At 51.1% G+C, this 17,309-nt stretch carries 13 protein-coding genes and 2 pseudogenes; 10 read left to right on the top strand and 5 right to left on the bottom strand.

Annotated elements, in window-relative coordinates; translation table 11 throughout:
* Positions 1-61: 61 nt before the first annotated feature.
* A complete protein-coding gene (locus Undi14_RS11290; RefSeq protein WP_190479839.1) occupies positions 62-1,021 on the top strand; it encodes a DUF808 domain-containing protein in 960 nt (319 codons plus the stop codon).
* Between the two features lie 107 nt (positions 1,022-1,128).
* On the opposite strand, the gene Undi14_RS11285 is transcribed toward Undi14_RS11290, so the two are convergent.
* Entirely contained in the window at positions 1,129-2,994 is a 1,866-nt protein-coding gene (locus Undi14_RS11285) for an alpha/beta hydrolase (RefSeq protein WP_200180250.1), read from the bottom strand.
* Between the two features lie 187 nt (positions 2,995-3,181).
* Here Undi14_RS11285 and Undi14_RS11280 point away from each other — a divergent pair, with 187 nt between their 5' ends.
* The 9 genes and pseudogenes from Undi14_RS11280 to Undi14_RS11245 all read left to right on the top strand — a co-directional run bounded on the left by Undi14_RS11280 (position 3,182) and on the right by Undi14_RS11245 (position 13,651).
* On the top strand, positions 3,182-4,513 hold the full coding sequence (locus Undi14_RS11280) for a TolC family protein (RefSeq protein ID WP_200180249.1): 1,332 nt from the start codon (positions 3,182-3,184) through the stop codon (positions 4,511-4,513).
* Positions 4,514-4,632: 119 nt separating this feature from the next.
* Positions 4,633-5,745: an HlyD family secretion protein gene (locus Undi14_RS11275; RefSeq protein WP_200180248.1), complete on the top strand. Its 1,113-nt coding sequence runs from the start codon at positions 4,633-4,635 to the stop codon at positions 5,743-5,745.
* A pseudogene (locus tag Undi14_RS18520) lies at positions 5,742-6,392 on the top strand (ABC transporter ATP-binding protein); the annotation flags it as partial. The gene Undi14_RS11275 and the pseudogene Undi14_RS18520, both read left to right, overlap by 4 nt.
* Positions 6,393-6,818: 426 nt before the next feature.
* Positions 6,819-7,772: pseudogene (locus Undi14_RS18515) on the top strand (ABC transporter ATP-binding protein); the annotation flags it as partial.
* Positions 7,769-8,923: an ABC transporter permease gene (locus Undi14_RS11265; protein WP_186885074.1), complete on the top strand. Its 1,155-nt coding sequence runs from the start codon at positions 7,769-7,771 to the stop codon at positions 8,921-8,923. The pseudogene Undi14_RS18515 and the gene Undi14_RS11265, both read left to right, overlap by 4 nt.
* Positions 8,924-8,940: 17 nt before the next feature.
* Complete coding sequence (locus Undi14_RS11260; RefSeq protein WP_200180244.1) at positions 8,941-10,098, top strand: ABC transporter permease; 1,158 nt, start codon at positions 8,941-8,943, stop codon at positions 10,096-10,098.
* A gap of 81 nt (positions 10,099-10,179) precedes the next feature.
* A complete protein-coding gene (gene fabI / locus Undi14_RS11255) occupies positions 10,180-10,959 on the top strand; it encodes an enoyl-ACP reductase FabI (protein WP_186897905.1) in 780 nt (259 codons plus the stop codon).
* Between the two features lie 62 nt (positions 10,960-11,021).
* The gene (locus Undi14_RS11250; protein ID WP_234030539.1) at positions 11,022-12,446 is read left to right on the top strand and encodes a bifunctional enoyl-CoA hydratase/phosphate acetyltransferase; all 1,425 of its coding nucleotides are present in this window, start codon (positions 11,022-11,024) and stop codon (positions 12,444-12,446) included.
* Positions 12,443-13,651: an acetate/propionate family kinase gene (locus Undi14_RS11245; RefSeq protein WP_200180242.1), complete on the top strand. Its 1,209-nt coding sequence runs from the start codon at positions 12,443-12,445 to the stop codon at positions 13,649-13,651. The genes Undi14_RS11250 and Undi14_RS11245 overlap by 4 nt, the downstream gene beginning before the upstream one ends.
* Here the strand turns inward: Undi14_RS11245 and Undi14_RS11240 are convergent.
* From Undi14_RS11240 to rlmH, 4 genes are read right to left on the bottom strand one after another with little or no spacing between them, the layout of a single operon-like run.
* The gene (locus Undi14_RS11240; RefSeq protein ID WP_200180239.1) at positions 13,637-14,674 is read right to left on the bottom strand and encodes an acyltransferase family protein; all 1,038 of its coding nucleotides are present in this window, start codon (positions 14,672-14,674) and stop codon (positions 13,637-13,639) included. The genes Undi14_RS11245 and Undi14_RS11240 overlap by 15 nt on opposite strands.
* A 21-nt stretch (positions 14,675-14,695) precedes the next feature.
* Positions 14,696-16,162, bottom strand: a complete 1,467-nt coding sequence (gene rng / locus Undi14_RS11235) for a ribonuclease G (RefSeq protein WP_200180238.1) — start codon at positions 16,160-16,162, stop codon at positions 14,696-14,698.
* Between the two features lie 12 nt (positions 16,163-16,174).
* Positions 16,175-16,792: a nucleoside triphosphate pyrophosphatase gene (locus tag Undi14_RS11230; protein WP_200180236.1), complete on the bottom strand. Its 618-nt coding sequence runs from the start codon at positions 16,790-16,792 to the stop codon at positions 16,175-16,177.
* An 18-nt stretch (positions 16,793-16,810) separates the two neighbouring features.
* The gene (gene rlmH / locus Undi14_RS11225) at positions 16,811-17,281 is read right to left on the bottom strand and encodes a 23S rRNA (pseudouridine(1915)-N(3))-methyltransferase RlmH (protein WP_186897908.1); all 471 of its coding nucleotides are present in this window, start codon (positions 17,279-17,281) and stop codon (positions 16,811-16,813) included.
* Between the last annotated feature and the right edge of the window lie 28 nt (positions 17,282-17,309).

Here is a 17,309-nt window from a genome sequence, read left to right as displayed (position 1 = left end):
TGTGGCACTGAATTCCCGCACTGCCGTGGTTGTTTGAATTAAATTTAAGAGGAAGGGCGTTATGGCCGGAGGAAGTTTACTCGCACTGTTTGATGATATTGCGACGGTGCTGGATGATGTGGCGGCGATGACCAAAATTGCCGCAAAAAAGACTACCGGTGTATTGGGAGACGATCTTGCCCTGAATGCTGAGCAGGTCGCAGGGGTGCGCGCGAATCGTGAATTGCCGGTGGTCTGGGCGGTCGCGCTTGGTTCTATGAAAAATAAAGTGATACTGGTGCCGCTGGCGCTATTGCTTAATGCGCTCGCCCCTTGGGCGGTGACACCTTTGTTAATGCTGGGTGGCGCGTATTTATGTTTTGAGGGATTTGAAAAGCTGGCGCATAAGTATCTGCACAGTGTAGAAGAAGTCAGCAGCGAGCACGAACAGTTACTGGCGGCCGTCGCCCATGATGACGCAAGCATCATGGCGTTTGAAAAAGAAAAAATCAAAGGTGCTGTGCGCACGGATTTTGTTCTGAGTGCCGAAATCATCATCATTACTCTGGGAACCGTAGCGTCTGCTCCGTTTTCCTCGCAAGTGACCGTATTAGCCATGATTGCAGTGATCATGACGATCGGTGTTTATGGTTTAGTGGCCGCGATAGTGAAACTGGATGATGTTGGTTTATATCTGAAGCGCAGAAATGCAACTGGCATCGTGCGGAGTTTGCTGCAAGTGACTGGAAATGGCTTATTGGCATTTGCGCCACGTCTGATGAAATCTCTGACGGTGATCGGCACTATCGCCATGTTCATGGTTGGCGGCGGCATACTCACGCATGGCATTCATGCGATGCATGATCTGATACAGAATATCGCGCAAGGCGGAGCCGATCTGCCGCTGGTGGGCGGTGTGATCGCAGCGGTAGCCCCTTCGGTACTCGATATGCTGTTTGGTATTGTTGCCGGTGCGCTTGTTTTGGTGGTTGTGAATGTAGCGGAAAAGCTCAGGCATCTATTCAGACGTAATGCCGCATAAGCAATGACGGCAGTACACGAATAATTGTGATCGTTGATCGAAAAAAGAGGCAGGTTTTACCTGCCTCTTTTTTTATCGGGAACTATCTGACGGCGGCTCCGTCGTTTTCAGGTTTCAAAAATATATTGTCCCGGTGCCGCTCCCAGATCCGCATCGTTGCGTGGCTGCAGAGCTTTGATTTGCGTTGCCGATGAATGTCTGGCCAGCCATTGCTGCCAGTAAGTCCACCACGAGCCTTGTTCTGTTTTAGCTTCCTTCAGCCAGACATCAGGATCTTCATAGCTGGCGCCATGTCCCTTGCTTGGCATAAATTGGTAGCTGCGATGGGCATGACCCGGCTCTGAAACAATGCCCGCATTATGACCGCCCGAGGCAAGTACAAAGTCGATGCTGGTATCCGTCAGTACATGAATTTTGTAAACAGAGCGCCAAGGTGAAACATGGTCTTTCACTGTTCCCACGACAAACATTGGTATTTGTATGTCTTTCAGTGCGACAGCATGTTGGTGCACTTCGTAATGCCCCTTTGCCAGATCATTATGCAGGAACAGGTGTTTTAAGTATTCGCTGTGCATACGGTAGGGCATACGGGTTGTATCAGCATTCCATGACATCAGATCATTTGGCTTATTGCGCAGCCCTAATTGATAGTCGCGCATGATTTTTGACCAGATCAGATCGCGGGAATTCAGTAACTGGAACGAACCAGCCATTTGTTTGCCATCGAGATAGCCTTGTTTCCACATCAGGGCGTCCAGCATGGCTAACTGGCTTTCATCGATAAATAATCCGAGTTCGCCTGGTTCGCTGAAATCGGTTTGTGCCGCGAGCAAAGTAATGCTGCTGACCATGCTGGCGAATGGTTTTTCGCCATGAATTTTTTGCCCGGCCATCGCGGCAGCACCGATTGCGAGCAGGGTGCCACCGAGACAGTAACCGACCGCGTGCAACGGCTTTTTGCAAATGCTGTGAACTTCTTTTAATGCCGCAAATAAGCCGCTGTCGAGATAATCATCCATACCGAGATCGCGGTCTTCACGACCCGGGTTACGCCAGGAAATCATGAATACGGTATGACCCTGCTCAACCAGGAAGCGCACCATGGAATTATGTGGAGACAGATCCAGAATGTAATATTTCATGATCCAGGAGGGAACAATGAAAATGGGTTCTGCATAAACCTTTGGCGTTTGCGGAGAATACTGAATCAGTTCAATCAGGTGGTTGCGGAACACGACTTTGCCCGGTGTGACGGCGACGTCCCGTCCCGGTTTGAATGGAGCTTGCTCCTCATCGTTTTCTTTATCTTCATTGGTCGGCAGACTGACGCCAACGTCTTCCAACCAGTGCGTGAACCCGGACAGGATATTTTTACCGCCGCTCTGCTGCGTTGCTTCCAGAACTTCCGGATTAACCCAAGGAATATTCGACGGTGAGCTCATATCCAATAGCTGTCTGGCCATGAAGTTGACGACGTCTTCATGATGCGCCGTGACGCCACGTATACCGGTCGTCGCGGTATTCCAAAAATCCTGTGTTTGCAGAAACGCTTTCGACATTGCGTTAAATGGCCATTGCGTCCAGCCGGTATGGGAAAAGCGTGTGTCCGATGTACTGGCCGGGACGCTGTACTTTATCGCCTCGGCCGTGCTAGTTGCCCGTGTCGCTGCGTTAGGACTGAGCGTTGCTGCACGCATAAATGCGGGCCATTCGGCGGCTTGCTTTTGCAGCAGTCCGACCAATTCCATTTGTTTGCCCGGCGTGGTCGCCAGATGCATAGCCCAGTCAGCCCACGCCAGATTGACACTGGCAGGCGAAATCCCGCCTGTCAGTTTTGCGATGTGATTTTGCAGTGCCATATCCATAGGATTGACGGGGGCTTCTTCTCCGGTCAGATAACAAATCTGGTCGTGATGTTCCTTATTTGCAGGCAGGGATGTTATCGTATCCTGAAGGGGCTTATTTGTACTCATCTGACTTTCCTTTAGCGGTAGTTCCGATTGTCACAAACTTCAAAAGGGGGTGAATTGATGCGAATCAATTCGATTGTGCAACATTATCAATACACTGCGATGACTAACGTCTGGTGCTAATATGAAAAACTTTGTTTTCAATCTTCATCGACTGCCATTATGCACTTGCCCGCTAAAACAAGGCGGCGTGAAAAAAAACAGTCACCCTCGAAAAATCCTATGGTTACCCGTCAGTTTGTTTTGCCTGCATTTGTTGACTCTGAGTGGCACGGCATATGCCGCAGAATCGCTGGAGCAGGCATGGGATATCGCTCTCAAGCGTGATCATGTGCTGGCCTCTGCGCAATACAAAGAGCAGGCAGCACAACATCAGCTCAGCTCCGCGCAGGCGAATTACTTGCCTAAGCTCGCTGTCGAAGCTGGTTATTTAAGAACAGAGTCGGAGCCTGCGGCCAAGATTAATATTCCTGCTTTGCCGATGCTGAAAGGCGCCAGTCTGCCATTTGCACAGGATTCTGCCTATTTTGGTGGTGTGACGGTGTCCGCACCGCTGTACACCAGCGGGAAAATTTCATCCGGGGTGGCTGCCGCGCGGGCGCAGGCAGATGCCAGCGAAGCCCGCACCAAGCTGACCCGTAGCGAGTTAAAACTGGCAATAGCGCAGTCATATATCGCCGTGCTGCGGGCGGAACACGCGAACGAGGTTGCGAAAAGCCATATCAGCGCGGTGAGCAAGCATGTCAGCGATGTGCAGGAATTGTTCCAGCAAGGCTACGTGGCTAAACATGATTTACTGGCTTCTCAGGTGGCGCTGGCTAATGCGCAGCAACTCGGCTTGCAGGCAGCGAATGCGCTGGAACTGTCGCGTGCTGCGTACAACCGCTGGATGGGGCGCCCATACGATCAGACGGTGGAGTTGGTCGACATAGGGCTGGCAGGTCAGACGCCTACTGAAAGTGATCTGAATACCTTATTACAGACCGCCAATACCCAGCGTAAAGAATTGCAAGAACTGACGATGCAAAGTACGGCATTGCAAAATCAGGCTGCCAGTGTACGTGCCGGGCATTTGCCGCAAATCGGCGTCAGTGCAGGCTATAGCAAACTGGAAAATCGCTATCTGGCCGAAGATAAAGCATGGTGGGTTGGCGTCGTGATGAAATGGGAGTTGTTTGACGGCGGATTGATCCGGAATCAGGCATCACAACTCGCGGTCAACGCACAGGCAGTTCGCGAAGCTGAACTTGATGTCCGGGAAAAGATCGCCTTGCAGGTGCGCCAGTCCTGGTTGTCTCAGCAAGAGGCGAACGCCCGCATGCAACTGGTTTCAAAAGCAGTCGAACAGGCCGATGAAACCTTACTGCTGGCGCGTGAACGTTATCGCTCCGGCCTTGCGCCGAACAGCGATGTGCTGGATGCAGAAACCCGCCGTTTGCAGGCTTACTCAAACCGGGATAATGCCTTGTACGACAGAGCCTTTGCGCGTCTGCAATTGCAGCATGCTGCCGGACAGCTTTGATATGGCTACACATCAGTCACCGTTCACTCAGCACCTGATCGCGAGCAGTCGCCGTGCACATCAAGCGTACGCTGGCTTGTTTCTGCCTCGCGTCCCCCTTTATCAATGTGAGAATACAGATGGAAAAAAATCGTAAGTTTATCGGCCCTGCATTGTTGGGTGTTGCCGCCATCGTGATTGGCGTTGGATTTTTTTATTATCTTGCCAGCAGCCGGAAACTACCTGAAGGGCTGATCGCTGCCAGCGGCCGCATTGAAGGTGATCGTATCGTCGCCGCCGCAAAATATCCGGGCCGCATCAGTAAAATATTTACCAGAGAAGGTGACACCGTGGCGGCTGGTACGGTTGTCGCGCAACTGGAAGACACCAGTTTTCAGGCGAAGGCTGAGCAGGCCAGGCAGGCGCTGAATGCGACCGATGCGCAATTGAACGCAGCACAAGCGAATTTAGATATTGCACAACGGGAAGTGCCGATGGGCGTCAGTGTTGCTGATGCCGGTGTCAGCCAGGCACAGGCGGCGCTCGCTAAGGCCAGCGCGGTTGAACAGCAGGCGCGGCGCGATGCACAAAGACACAAAGAATTGTTTGAGCGCGGTGTCATCGAACGTCACCGGTATGAGCAGGCTGATCTCGCATGGCAGGTTGCGCAATCGGATGTGAAAGCCTCACAGGAAGCAGTGAAACGCGCGCAACAAGGCTTATCTCAGGCAGGTTTGGGAAACGATAAAGTCAAAGCCAGACAACAGGAAGTTGAAGCCTTACGGGCACAACGCGACAGAGCGGCCGCTGCAGTGGCCGAAGCCGATTCTGTGCTTGGCGATCTGGTGATCAAGTCGCCTGCAAGCGGCATCGTATTGACGCGTTTGCGGGAACCGGGCGAAGTGGTTTTACCTGGTGGCGCAGTCGTTGAAATGGTGAATCTGGATCAGTTGCATTTAAAAGTCTATGTGCCAGAATCAAAAATCGGTCAGTTGCGTCTGGGCTTACCAGTGCGTATCTACACGGATGCACAACCGGATCAGTTTTATGAAGCGACCGTCAGTTATATTTCCTCACGTGCTGAATTCACCCCTAAAGAAGTGCAGACCACGGATGAGCGCGTGAAACTGGTGTATGCCGTCAAACTGGCGATTGCAAAAAATCCTGATCATAAGCTGATGCCTGGAATTCCAGCCGATGCTGTTATACGCTGGAAAGAGAATATCACCTGGCAAAAGCCACGCTGGAAATGAACTTGTCTGCGGCAATGAAACCTGATCAACAGTCAGAGGCGGATAGCGTTGCTGCGCCGTCTGCATCGTCCGCACCGGTGGTGGATGCGCGCGAGCTGACTAAACGGTATGGCGATACCGTTGCCATGGATGGCATCAGTCTGCAGGTACAGGCAGGCGAAATTTACGGTCTGATAGGGCCGGATGGTGCGGGTAAAAGCAGTTTACTCAAAGCCGTTGCCGGTGTGCTTGCCCATGACGGCGGTGACTTACGGGTATTCGGCTGTCTGATCAATTCCGAAAAATCCAGCGAGCAGATCAAAGACCGCATTGGTCTGATGCCGCAAGGGCTGGGACAGAATTTATATGGCGATTTATCGGTAGAAGAAAATATCGATTACTTTGGCGGCTTGCGTCTGCTGAGCCGTGAAGAACTGCGTACGCGCAAGGAAGCGTTGTTACGCAGTACCCGGCTTGAGCGTTTCCGTGACCGCCCGATGAAAAATCTTTCCGGTGGCATGAAACAAAAGCTGGGCCTGGTCTGCACACTGATACATGAACCTAAACTGGTTATTCTGGATGAACCAACGACAGGAGTTGATCCAGTATCCCGACGTGAATTCTGGAGCATACTCTCGCGCTTGCTGAAGGAAAAGGGAATCACCGCGCTGGTATCGACGGCGTACATGGATGAGGCCAGCCGTTTTCATCGCGTTTCTTTGATGCATGCTGGAAAAATTCTGGCATCAGGTGAGCCAGAAAAGATCAGGATGCTTGCGCAAGGCTCCATCGTCAGCAGTGTCTGCGCTGATGCTTCGCAACAGGTGGCGGCGGTACATCGGCTGACGCAGACGTTCCCACAGTTGGAAGTGCTCGGGCAAGACATGCGGATTTTTGTCGACCAGCCAGATCCTGCGTCAGCAAAAGCTGAAGTCGTATCTTGCCTGCAAGGCATACCGCAGCAGCGGACCGAGGTGCTGGAACCTGAGTTGGAAGACGTTTTCATCGCTTTGCTGAGGAAAAAAGATCTGGCCGGGAAAGACGAAAAAAACACTACTGCACAACCCGCAGCGCAACGACATCCAGACAATGGCCTGGCAATTGAAGCAGTGAATCTGAGTCGGACTTTTGGTGAATTTAAAGCCGTTGATCAGGTCAGTTTTCAGGTGCCGCAAGGTGAGATATTTGGTTTGCTGGGCGCGAATGGTGCCGGGAAAAGCACGGTCATCAAAATGCTGACGGGAATACTGAGTCAGACCGATGGCAAAGGGCGGGTTGCCGGTGCCGACATGCGCACGGCAGGACGCCAGATACGTGAGCGCATTGGCTATATGTCGCAGGCATTTTCGCTGTATCTGGATTTATCGGTGCTGGAAAACATCCGCTTATATGCTGGTATCTATGGCCTGACCCGGCAACAAACAGCCGCGCGCATGGATTGGATACTCGACATGGCTGGTTTACGCCCGTTTGGTAAAGCACTGGCAGCAAGTCTGCCCATGGGTTTGAGGCAACGGCTGGCGCTGGGATGCGCGCTGATACACCGGCCACAAGTCCTGTTTCTGGACGAACCAACCTCGGGCGTTGATCCCATGGGGCGACGCGCATTCTGGGATGTGCTGTTCCGCCTCTCGCGGGAAGAGAACGTGACGATACTGGTGACCACGCATTACATGTCGGAAGCCGAACATTGCGATCACCTGGCGCTGATGTATGCCGGTCGTATCGTCGCCGATGCTTCCCCCGATCAGTTAAAAGCCGATGTGGAAAAAGAGGCTGGCAAACTCTATGAAATTCAGACCGGCGATGCGCAGGCGGCTTTGGATCGTTTGCAGGCCGCAGGTTATTCAAGTGCTGCGTTGTTTGGTTCGCGAGTCCATGTGCTGATGCCTGACGATGAACAGGCGTTGCGTCAGATGGCGGATGTGATTGCGGATACAGGCGTGCTGAAAGTGTCACCGAAACGTCTGGCGATGGAAGATGTGTTCGTGCATATCGTGACTCGCCTTGAAGCGGAAGATGCGAAAGCCAGAGGAGAAAAAATATGAATCTGCGCCGTATCCGGGTGGTCGCATTTAAAGAATGGCGCGAAATCGTTCGTGACCGGCTGTTTTTTGCATTAGCTTTTTTTGTACCGTCTCTGCTGATGCTCTTGTTCGGTTATGGCCTGTCGCTGGATGTGGAAAATATTCCACTGGCGATAGTCGATTACGATCAGTCTGTCACTTCGCGTGACTATGCGCATCGTTTTACAGATTCCCGTTATTTCTCTTTTCAAGGTTATGCCAGACATGAGAAAGAGGTGGAAAAACTCGTCATCGATAATACCTTGCGGGCGGTGATCGTGATTCCGCCGCAGTTCGGACAAAATCTGAAAGCGGGGCGCTCAGCGGAAGTACAGACCTGGATCGACGGTACGTTTCCGTTCCGCGCTTTGACCACCAAAGGCTATGTGACGGCAATCAACGCGGCGATCAATGTGGAAAATTTATCCGCACATTTTTCTGCGATGACCGGTATCAGTCAGGAAAAAATACGCAGCAGTTTGCAACCGGTCAAATTGGAAACACGTTACCTCTACAATCAGGAAGTCAAAAGCATCTGGTCGGTCGCACCGAAATTAATCATGGTGATTCTGATGCTATCACCGCCATTTCTGACCGCGCTGGGGGTGGTCAGAGAAAAAGAGTCTGGAGCCATCTATAACGTCTATTCCTCCACCTTATCGCGTGGCGAATATCTGATCGGAAAACTGCTGCCGTATGTCGGTATTTCTATCGTCAATGCCTGCGCACTGAGCGGGTTTGCGCTGCTGTTATTTGGCGCGCCATTTAAAGGCGATCCCCTGTTCTTCCTTATCTCCACGATACTGTATGTGATCTGCACGACGGGTATTGGTTTGTTGGTATCGGTGATGGTGAATACGCAGGTGGCGGCGATGGTGGGGACTGCTATCGTGACCGTGGTACCAGCGGTACTGTACTCGGGAATGATTATTCCGATTCCATCGTTATCGGCCATTGCCGCGGTGATTGCACATCTTTTACCCGGTATGTATTACGCTGAAATTACGATAGGCAGTTTTCTGAAAGGCGTTGGTTTTGCCGCTTTGTGGATGGATTTACTGATACTGACTCTCTATGCAGCAGCCTTATTTACCGCCGGATTTCTGGCGTTTCACAAACGTCCGGATAATTGAGCGATGAGGAAACTGACATGATATTTCTGTTTGACCGGGTCTGGTGGAGTCGTTTGCAGGCGATGATCTGGAAAGAGTTATTGCAACTCTTACGTGATCCTGTATTGCTGGTGTTTGTGCTGTATGCATTCTCGGCGGATATTTATAACGCGGCTTCCGGCGTCTCGTTTCAGTTGAATAATGCGGCATTGGTGTTGTTTGATCTTGATCGCAGCGCCGCATCACGCGAACTCGCCGGACGCTTTATGCCCCCTGAGTTTCGCTGGGCCGGTGCGATCGATCATGCAAAGCAAGGGCAGCAGTTGCTTGACGATGGCAAAGCGATGGCTGTGCTGGATATTCCTCCGGGTTTTGGCGCAGCGCTGACGCGCGGCGATAACACTTCTGTGCAATTGCAGATTGATGCGTCGAATTCTGTGCTGGGTTTTTTAGCTGCCGTTGACGCGACCCAGATTGTGGCTCGCTATGGGCTGGAACAGGCGGCAGGCAATCTCGGTTTCAGTGCTGATTTATCTGCGCTGGATGCCCCGGTCATCAACAATAACAGCCGGGTCTGGTTTAATCCGAATCAGAACGACGCCTGGTTCATGGGCATTTCAGAGTTGCTCAACGTGGTGACCTTATTTTCTATGTTGCTGCCGGCAGCGGCGATGGTCAGGGAGAAAGAACGCGGTACGATCGAGCAATTGCTTGTCTCACCGTTGTCACCTTTGCAGATTATGATTCCTAAAATTGTGGCGATGGTGGCGGTGTTGTTGGGTGGAACAGCATTGGGTTTGTTTGGTATCTTAGTCCCGATCTTTTCTATTCCGGTCAGCGGCAGCCTGCTGTTGTTTTTTGCGTTAACCACCTTGTACGTGAGTACACTGGCCGGCATCGGTATCTGGATTGCAACGTTGACGAACAATATGGCGCAGGCCGGTATGATGGTGATCCTGATACTGGCACCGATGATGTTTTTATCCGGCGCCTGGACGCCGCCCGAAGCGATGCCAACGCTGATGCGCTGGGGAATGTATGTGTCACCGCTGTATTACTACATCAATGCCAGTTATGGCATTTTGATGAAAGGTGCAGGCATCAGCATATTGTGGCCTTTGTTTTCGGGCATTCTTGTTATCGGTTGTATCGTCAGCGGCGCGACCATATTACGTTTCAAAAAACAGTTTGGTTAGAACTCATTTCATCAATCGGGGTGAGTTGAGTTCTGAATTGAATCGCAGATTGAAAACTTGTGAATAAGAACAGGAATTAAGATGATAAATACAGGCGGCAGTTTTTCACTGGCAGGAAAGCGGGGCTTGATCATTGGTCTCGCTAATGAGCACAGCATTGCTTATGGCTGCGCGGCGGTGTTAAAAAAAATGGGCGCCTCGCTGGTTGTTTCCTGTGTGAATGAGAAAGCGCAGACTTTTGTTGCGCCTCTGGCGGCAGAGCTTGAGGCGCCCCTGATTGTCTGTAATGTTGAGCAGGACGATGCGCTCGAATCTCTGGTGAATGCGAGCGTCAGCCATCTCGGACAGATCGATTTTCTTATTCATTCCATTGCATGGGCACCGAAAGAAGATTTGCAGGGCAGGGTGATAGATAGTTCTGCTGCCGGGTTTTTGCAGGCTATGAATATTTCCTGTCACTCCTTCGCCCGCTTGGCGCGTTTATGCGAACCGCATTTAAGCCAGAGTGCAAGCCTGATCACGATGAGCTATCTGGGCGCAGATGAAGCCGTCGCACACTACGGGTTGATGGGGCCGGTCAAAGCAGCACTGGAATCTTTGGTGCGATATCTGGCGATGGAAATGGGGCAGCATGGCCACCGTGTCCATGCGATGTCTCCTGGCCCGGTACCAACCCGTGCCGCATCAGGATTACAGGATTTTGACGCACTGATGTCCAAAGCCGTGGCACGTTCCCCGTTGCGGCGCTTGGTGAGTCTGGATGAAATCGGGCAGCTTGCCGCATTTCTCGTCAGTGACGCCTCTTCCGGAATGACGGGGCAGACTTTATATGTCGATGCTGGTTATCATATTGTGAATTAATCATTTCTTGTATCCTTCTGTTTTTTTCGTTCCCACGTTTTATCTCTTTCTGGAATACCACTATGAATGACCGCATGAATAGCGATACCAATGTGCCTGACATGATAGTCAATGTGATCTATGACGAATTACAGATCGGTCAGACTGCCAGTGATATCAAGACTTTGAGTAATGAAGACATACAGGCATTTGCAGCGATTTCAGGTGATGTGAATCCTGCGCATCTTGATCCGGAGTATGCCGGCAAAACTTTATTTCACGGAGTGATTGCACATGGTATGTGGGGCGGGGCGCTGATTTCCAGTGTGCTCGGCACGCAGTTGCCGGGACCCGGTACGATTTATCTTGAGCAGGACCTGCATTTTGTAAAACCTGTGCGCATCGGCGATACGCTGACGACGACGGTGACGGTGGCCGCAAAAGATGATGAAAAAAAACGCGTTACGCTGAGTTGTGAAATCATGAATCAGCATAGTGCGCGAGTGGTGTTCGGGAACGCGCTGGTGATTGCACCTGTAGAGCGGGTCAGTCGCCCGCGTGCGCATTTGCCTACTGTCACTATGTTCGATCTGGGTGCCCGTCAGCAAAAATTGCTGGATAGTGTGCGTAGTCTGGCTGCTGTACGTTGTGCGGTGGTTCATCCATGTGATGCTGATTCTCTGGCTGGTGCACTGGATGCGGCGAAACAAGGACTGATCTTGCCTGTGCTGGTGGCACCGTTAGCCAAACTGAATGAAGTTGCCCAACTCGCGCAACTGGATATTTCTGGCATCGAAGTGATTGATGTGCCACATAGCCATGCGGCGGCAGAAAAAGCGGTTGCGATGGCAGCTGCTGGTGAGGTGGAAGCCTTAATGAAAGGCAGCCTGCATACCGATGAATTGATGGGTGCTGTCGTCCATTGCCCTGCATTGCGTACCAAGCGCCGACTTTCTCATGTTTTTCACCTTGATGTTCCCATGTATCACAAGGTGTTGTTACTAACCGATGCCGCCTTGAATATTGCCCCCGATCTGCTGGAAAAAGCAGATATTCTGCAAAACGTGATTCAACTCGCGCATGCACTGGGAACGGCTGAACCTAAAGTGGCGATATTATCGGCAGTCGAAACAGTGAATCCGAAAATTGCTTCGACGCTCGACGCGGCGGCCTTGTGCAAAATGGTGGATCGCCGGCAGATTACCGGTGCGATAGTTGATGGGCCACTGGCATTTGATAATGCGATTTCTGCGGAGGCGGCGAGGATAAAAGGTATTACGTCTGTGGTCGCTGGTCACGCAGATATTCTGATGGTTCCTGATCTTGAATCCGGCAATATGCTGGCGAAACAGTTTGAATATCTTGCCGGTGCATCGACGTGTGGCGTGGTACTCGGTGCACGGGTGCCAATTGCTCTGACTAGTCGTGCCGATGGGCCTGCGGCGCGGGTTGCTTCTGCAGCGCTGGTCAAATTATTGGCGCATGAATACAGAAAAAATACGCCATGAAAATGAGTGCGATTTTATCGGTGAATTCTGGCTCATCAACCATTAAGTTTGCGCTTTACCCTCTGCATGATCGCCAGGTAGACGCCGCCAGTATGTCTGGCATCGTGGAAGGCCTGGAACCCGGTGGACAGCCTTGCATACGTCTGGATGCCGGCGACATCAGGCAGCAGTTTGTTCTGGAAGATCTGGAACCCGACGCGGATGGTGACTCGTTTGCTGCTGTACTCAAAGCCTTGCGGGAATTAATCGGCCAGCATAGTGCAGGCATACGTATTGCCGGAGTTGCCCACAGGATCGTGCACGGTGGTGCGCGCTATGCCGAGTCAGTGTTGATCGATGATGACACCATGACTTATCTGCGGACGCTGAATACGCTTGCTCCGCTGCATCAACCGCACAATCTGGATGGTGTGCTGGCTTTTCAGAAAGCCTATCCCGAAGTGCCGCAGATTGCCTGTTTTGATACGGGTTTTCATGCACAGATGCCTGTGACTGAACGTACGATAGCTTTACCGCAAAGTTTACGTGAAGAGGGCATTTGCCGTTACGGTTTTCACGGGCTGTCTTACCGTTATGTGGCTGGTCGTCTACGGCAGAATTCAGACAAAGCTGACCAACGTGTATTGATGGCGCATCTGGGGAATGGTGCCAGTGTTTGCGCCATGAAAGAGGGACGTAGCATCGCGACGACGATGGGCTTTTCTGCATTAGACGGACTGATGATGGGAACCCGTTGTGGCGCACTTGATCCCGGTGTCATCCTGCATTTATTGCAGGCAGGATGGAATGCGAAACAACTGGAAAAAACCCTGTACAAAGAATCCGGGCTGTTAGGCGTTTCCGGTATTTCTGCGGACATGCGAACCTTGCGCAGCAGTGGACAGGCGCAGGCACAAGCTGCGATAGACTTATTTACGTATCGCGTCATCCGTGAAGCTGGCGCATTAACCGCATGCCTGAACGGCGTCGATGTATTTGCGTTTACCGGAGGTATCGGTGAGCACGATGCGATCTTACGACAACAGGTCGGTGCAGGACTGGAATATCTTGGCGTCAGGATAGATCAGGATAAAAATATTGCTGCACGAGGCGATGAAATCTACGCAATTCATGCGAGTGACAGTCGGGTTGATATCTGGGTTGTCCCAACGGATGAAGGGCGCATTGCCGCTATGGACGCTTTTGATTTGCTATTTCCAGGCTAAACGTGCTTTCAAAGATAAGCCCGCTGGTGGCATGAATAAATAACGTAAGCCGTGCAATCCTGCATTTTTTGAAAGCTGATACACTGCCAGCGGTATCAGTAATCCTGCCAGGCTGCCGATGATTAAATGTGCGGCGGCGCTTTGTATGTGCAGTAATTTGCTCAACACTATCCTGACGCCGCTGCCGGTCAGGATATGCATCAGATAAATCGGCATTGAGCAGTATCCCAGCGTCGCCAGCCATGTCATCCATTGTTGATTCCATTGCGCCAGCAACACCGCTGCGCTGCAGATCAATGCAATTCCTGCGATTGCCAACGCCAGATTCAGCACAGACTTATCGGTATAGACCAGATGCAGTTGGGCGTGGAATAAATATTCTAGTCCGGTGAAAATTGCTACGGCGCATAGTGTTGCTGTGAGTGCGTGTGTTTGCAGAATATCTTTCCAGCGCAAGGCGCTCATTCCCAATACAAAGAAAATCAGATAGCTGCCGATAAAATCCAGAGGAAAGGGCAGTTGCACAAACATCTGTAAAAACCAGGCGGCGAGCGCTGTCAGAGGTAATGCCCATTCGGGCAAAGACTGACGTTCGCGATACAGCATTGCCATCAAAACGAAAATGGCAAATAACACATACAGAAACCAGAACTGCGCCCGTGGCTGCCAGAACAGCGATAACACTTCGCCAGTCGTTGTCGAAGAAGTGGTATATCCGGATAAAAAAACCTCAATAAAACCCTGTAGCAATGACCAGAGAATATAGGGGTACAGCACGCTGTCAACTTTGTCGGCGATTAATCCGGTGCGACCATATTTTTGCAAGGATGGTAAAAAAAACAGTCCCGACAAAAAGAAGAACAAAGGCATGTGGAAGCTGTAAATGACACTGTCAACCAGCTTGAACAGTTCCGCATCGACCTTGACGCCAGCATTGAATACCCCGCGACTCACGTGGCCGTACACCACTAACAGTATGCCCAGGCCTTTGGCGTAATCAACCCAGTGATCGCGGTTTTGCATGAAATAAAATAAGCAGAAAAATTACATCAGGATGATGTCGTATTGTTCTTGATGAAACACGTTTTCAACCTGCAGTGAAATCGGTTTTCCAATGAAGTCACCGAGCATGGCCAGATGTTGTGATTCTTCTTCCAGGAACATATCGACCACGACCTGCGACGCCATGATGCGGAATTCACGCGGATTAAATTGTTTCGCTTCACGTAATAATTCACGCAAAATTTCGTAGCAAATAGTGCGGGCAGTTTTTACCTGACCTTTACCATTGCAGGCAGGGCAGGTTTCGCACAATACATGCGCCAGTGATTCACGGGTGCGTTTGCGCGTGACTTCAACCAACCCCAGTGCGGAAAAACCAGATACAGACAGTTTGGTGCGGTCACGCGACAATGCCTTGTTTAACTCAGACAGCACGGCAGCTTTGTGTTCTTCATTCTCCATATCAATGATATCGAGAATAATGATGCCACCCAGATTGCGCAATCTCAGTTGTCTGGCGATTGCGTGTGCTGCTTCCAGGTTAGTTTTGAAGATCGTGTCGTCAAAATTGCGACCAGCGACAAAGCTTCCGGTGTTCACATCAATCGTCGTCATCGCTTCAGTCTGATCGACGATCAGATAGCCGCCAGATTTCAGATCAACACGGCGGCCTAAGGCGCGTTCAATCTCTTCTTCCACGCCGTACAAATCAAACAGCGGACGTTCGCCCGTATAGTGTTGCAGCTTGGGTAGTACGGAAGGCATATAATGCCTGCCGAATTCTTGCAGCATCAGATAATTCTCGCGCGAATCGACTTGAATATTTTCTGTTTCTTCATTGACGAAATCGCGTAAGACTCTTTGTGCCAGATTCAGATCCTGATACAGTAAGGTCGTTGGCGGCTTGGTTTTGCCAAGCTGGGTGATCGTAGACCACGTGCGGCGCAGGTAATTGACGTCAGCTTTCAAATCTTCATCAGATGCATCTTCCGCCATCGTCCTGACAATGAATCCGCCTTTTTCATCTGCCTGTTGCAGACTCTGTACTTTGCTGCGCAATGTTTCGCGCTCTGCTTCATTTTCAATTTTTTGAGAGATGCCGATATGGGTGTCCTGCGGCAGAAACACGAGCATGCGTCCGGCAATCGAGATCTGGGTGGACAGGCGTGCACCTTTCGTTCCTATCGGGTCTTTAATGACCTGAACGATGATGGCCTGGCCGTCAAACAGCAGCTTTTCTATCGGCGTCAGTGGTGCATTCGAACTACCCTCCTGAGGGCGTGCATCCCAGATATCGGCAACGTGTAAAAAAGCCGCCCGCTCAAGCCCAATATCAATGAAAGCCGACTGCATGCCGGGTAAGACGCGCACGACTTTACCAAGATAAATATTGCCGACGAGGCCGCGGGATAAGGTTCTTTCTATGTGCAATTCTTGCACTGCTCCCTGAAAAATCAGAGCAACGCGGGTTTCTTGTGGCGTAATATTAATGAGGAGATTTTCGCTCATGAAGTTCAGAAATTAAGGGATAAAAATTCCAGACTGACGTAACACCTGACAAGTCTCAAATAACGGTAATCCCATGATGCCAGAATAACTGCCATTGATGTGGGAAATAAAACGTGCTGCAGCACCTTGTATACCGTAGCCACCAGCTTTATCGTAGGGTTCTGGCGTGTCACAATAATCCTGAATTTGCTGTGCAGTTAATGCCGCAAAGCTGACTTCTGATACTTGTGTTGCCGCGATAAGACCATGTTCGTGTTGTACCGCGATACTGGTCAACACTTCGTGGGTGTTTCCTGCCAGCAGTGTGAGCATCGATACCGCTTCGTCGCGGTTCGCCGGCTTCCCAAGTATTTGCTGATCAATCACAACGGTGGTGTCTGCTGCCAGCACGGGATGCACCGGCAGCTTGCGCATGTGTATAACCTTCCATGCCATTTCAGCTTTTTCTCTGGTCACACGGCTGACGTAGTCGTGCGGTAACTCTCCGGGGAATACAATTTCTGTCACGTCCGGGCCGCGTGGCGGTATATCTCGGAGCAGGAGTAATTCATATTCGATACCGACCTGCGTGAGTAACTCGCGGCGGCGCGGACTTTTTGATGCGAGATAGATTTGATTTTCGCGTTGCATTTTTATGATCTACTCAATTTATACGCGGTGATAAGGATGATTTTGCGTGATGGACCAGGCGCGATACAACTGCTCAGCCAACACGACTCTGACCATGCCATGCGGCAACGTCAGACTTGAAATTCTGATCAGCGTGTCCGCTTTTGCTTTGAATTCTGCATCCAGACCATCTGCACCACCGATGACAAAAACCACGTCCCGCCCATCCTGTTGCCATAGGCTCAGATTCTGAGAAAGGGCGACGCTGGTCCAGTCTTTACCGCGTTCATCTAATGCGATGACGCGCGCATTTTTGGGAATGACGGCTTCGATTTTTGTGCGCTCTAACGCCATGACCGTTTCCGCCGTTTTGCTGCCAGAACGTTCTACGGGCTTGATTTCTTTCAAGTGTATCCGGCATTCAGGTGGCATCCGTTTGGCGTATTCCTGAAAAGCCGTTTCTATCCAGTCTGGCATTTTATGACCAACTGCGGCGATGATGAGTTGCATAATATTTTTTAAAAACTGAAATGAGCTA

This window comes from Undibacterium sp. 14-3-2 (assembly GCF_016595265.1).
Classification (GTDB): Bacteria; Pseudomonadota; Gammaproteobacteria; order Burkholderiales; family Burkholderiaceae_D; genus Undibacterium; species Undibacterium aquatile.
The sequence above is the reverse complement of the archived record's forward strand: the minus strand, read 5'-3'. Positions and strand labels throughout refer to the sequence as shown.

Excerpts from the sequence above, each read along its gene's own strand:
- Undi14_RS11275 (WP_200180248.1), top strand. The coding sequence starts at position 4,633 with ATGGAAAAAAATCGTAAGTTTATCGGCCCTGCATTGTTGGGTGTTGCC.
- Undi14_RS11250 (WP_234030539.1), top strand. The coding sequence starts at position 11,022 with ATGAATGACCGCATGAATAGCGATACCAATGTGCCTGACATGATAGTC.
- rng (WP_200180238.1), bottom strand. The coding sequence starts at position 16,162 with ATGAGCGAAAATCTCCTCATTAATATTACGCCACAAGAAACCCGCGTT.
- Undi14_RS11260 (WP_200180244.1), top strand. The coding sequence starts at position 8,941 with ATGATATTTCTGTTTGACCGGGTCTGGTGGAGTCGTTTGCAGGCGATG.
- fabI (WP_186897905.1), top strand. The coding sequence starts at position 10,180 with ATGATAAATACAGGCGGCAGTTTTTCACTGGCAGGAAAGCGGGGCTTG.
- Undi14_RS11245 (WP_200180242.1), top strand. The coding sequence starts at position 12,443 with ATGAAAATGAGTGCGATTTTATCGGTGAATTCTGGCTCATCAACCATT.
- Undi14_RS11265 (WP_186885074.1), top strand. The coding sequence starts at position 7,769 with ATGAATCTGCGCCGTATCCGGGTGGTCGCATTTAAAGAATGGCGCGAA.
- rlmH (WP_186897908.1), bottom strand. The coding sequence starts at position 17,281 with ATGCAACTCATCATCGCCGCAGTTGGTCATAAAATGCCAGACTGGATA.
- Undi14_RS11290 (WP_190479839.1), top strand. The coding sequence starts at position 62 with ATGGCCGGAGGAAGTTTACTCGCACTGTTTGATGATATTGCGACGGTG.
- Undi14_RS11285 (WP_200180250.1), bottom strand. The coding sequence starts at position 2,994 with ATGAGTACAAATAAGCCCCTTCAGGATACGATAACATCCCTGCCTGCA.
- Undi14_RS11240 (WP_200180239.1), bottom strand. The coding sequence starts at position 14,674 with ATGCAAAACCGCGATCACTGGGTTGATTACGCCAAAGGCCTGGGCATA.
- Undi14_RS11230 (WP_200180236.1), bottom strand. The coding sequence starts at position 16,792 with ATGCAACGCGAAAATCAAATCTATCTCGCATCAAAAAGTCCGCGCCGC.